This window comes from Yersinia sp. 1252 StPb PI (genome assembly GCF_048593885.1).
In the GTDB taxonomy this organism is placed as follows: Bacteria; Pseudomonadota; Gammaproteobacteria; order Enterobacterales; family Enterobacteriaceae; genus Yersinia; species Yersinia enterocolitica_E.
The window spans coordinates 1-1644 of record NZ_JAZGQE010000354.1 but is presented as its reverse complement, the minus strand read 5'-3'; the positions used below and the strand labels follow the sequence as shown (position 1 = coordinate 1644).

Sequence of the window (1644 nt, the reverse complement as noted above, 5' to 3'; positions counted from 1 at the left end):
TGATAAATTAAAGAAAAAGTTAAGAAAGGAGGTTTATAAAACTACACTAAAAAATATTGAAGTAAACCGATAAACAACTCGATAGCACCGTTTATCGGTTTACTATTTCAAATTACTCATTAATTAACTAATAACTAGCCATAAACCAACAAATTCATAGCCACTGAGTTGTTCAAAGAGTTCAGCTGTTGGATTACCCCAATCATTATCACGAACTCCGGTGGCGGGATCGTAATAAAGTCCGTCGGAACCACGGGCTAACATGTGAAGAGCTTGCGGGCCGGAAGCCACACAAATCAATTGTACTTGCCCATGAGCCGGCTCTACATAAACAGCATCCGTATGTACATTTGGCTCCCCTACCACCGCCACACAGGCAGCTTGCTCAGCTGGATACAGCGCCCCCAAGGCATATAAGCCAGCAGCGGTGATATTCACCGANACCACCCGTGCGAAATCTATCGCCACAGCCGCCATTGCCGCAGGTGAGTTATATCCGCCACCCGCAACGTTTGCCCCACCATCGGGGTTAAGTATCCCAGTCAGACCATAGATCTTATCCTTAGCGTTAATAAAATCATCGTCTTGTTGAATGATATTATTATTTTCTCCATAAGTGATAATGGTACTTTCCGGCCACAGTGCAAATGCAGCCAATGTGGCAGTTAATGCATAAGCACCACACTCATTACTGAGCGGTGGCTGAGTCAGTTGACTAACAGGATTCGGAAATTGGCCCAATAATAGATTTAGCGAAATACTGGTTGTTAGATTAGGCATATAGCCTCCTCATAGAAATAATAAATAGGGGAGTACAGGTACGGCACTGTTGATCAGGCAGGCCGTACACGTGTGTTTTTATCAAGCAGCGCTAACCGTCCAGGTGCCCTGAGGGTTATAAATAACATTGAATGCGGTCACACCTTGGGTGGTATCACATATCGCGGACCCAACCGAAGACGTAGAGAAGTTAATAACCGTCCCCGCCTGATAGGTACCCGTTTGGACATAAAAACTCAGCACTGGCTGACAATCGATATTTTTGCTTGGTTCTGCATTGATGAAACTCGACAGTACGCTACTGCCACTGGCACTTTGCACCGCCAACCCCGCGTTAAATACATCTGTGACGGGGTTAAATGCAGGAGTGACAATACGATAAGCACCAGGTTGCACCCCTTCGGTATAAGTCGCAGGAGACAGACCAAGAGAAGGGTCAACCGACATTACCGTGGTGTTTGCTGTTTGTACTCCAGCGGTAATAGAGGTCAAATCGACAGGCTGGCTTGAGGTGATATATCCTGAATCTTGCCCAACCAACAAGCTTGGTAGTTGAGATTGTGCTCCAGCATAAAATTGCATTAAGCATTCAAAGGTCAGTACAGAACCCGAGCTGGCAAAAGGTGATAACACTTCCTGATAAATACTGTTGGAGTAAACTTTAGCGCCACCGGTATAAATCGCCGGTTTTTGGAAGAAAAAGAAATCCTGCGCTGTCGGGCTGTTATTGATTACGTTAATTGTATATAGAGTACTCATAGTGTGTTCCTTATAAATAAGAGGGAGACATCATTAGGTAGTACATCCGATATTCGCTCTACCCACAGTACAAATTGCAACCTGTGTGCCAACTAGATAATCAAT

At 44.7% G+C, this 1644-nt stretch carries 2 protein-coding genes; both read right to left on the bottom strand.

All coding sequences use genetic code 11. The features are described from left to right. Positions 1–123: 123 nt before the first annotated feature. Complete coding sequence (locus tag V2A85_RS23505) at positions 124–780, bottom strand: hypothetical protein (protein WP_420072531.1); 657 nt, start codon at positions 778–780, stop codon at positions 124–126. A gap of 81 nt (positions 781–861) precedes the next feature. After that, positions 862–1539, bottom strand: a complete 678-nt coding sequence (locus V2A85_RS23500) for a hypothetical protein (RefSeq protein WP_372560158.1) — start codon at positions 1537–1539, stop codon at positions 862–864. Positions 1540–1644: the final 105 nt, after the last annotated feature.

Coding starts and splice junctions, on each gene's coding strand:
- V2A85_RS23500 (WP_372560158.1), bottom strand. CDS start 1,539: ATGAGTACTCTATATACAATTAACGTAATCAATAACAGCCCGACAGCG.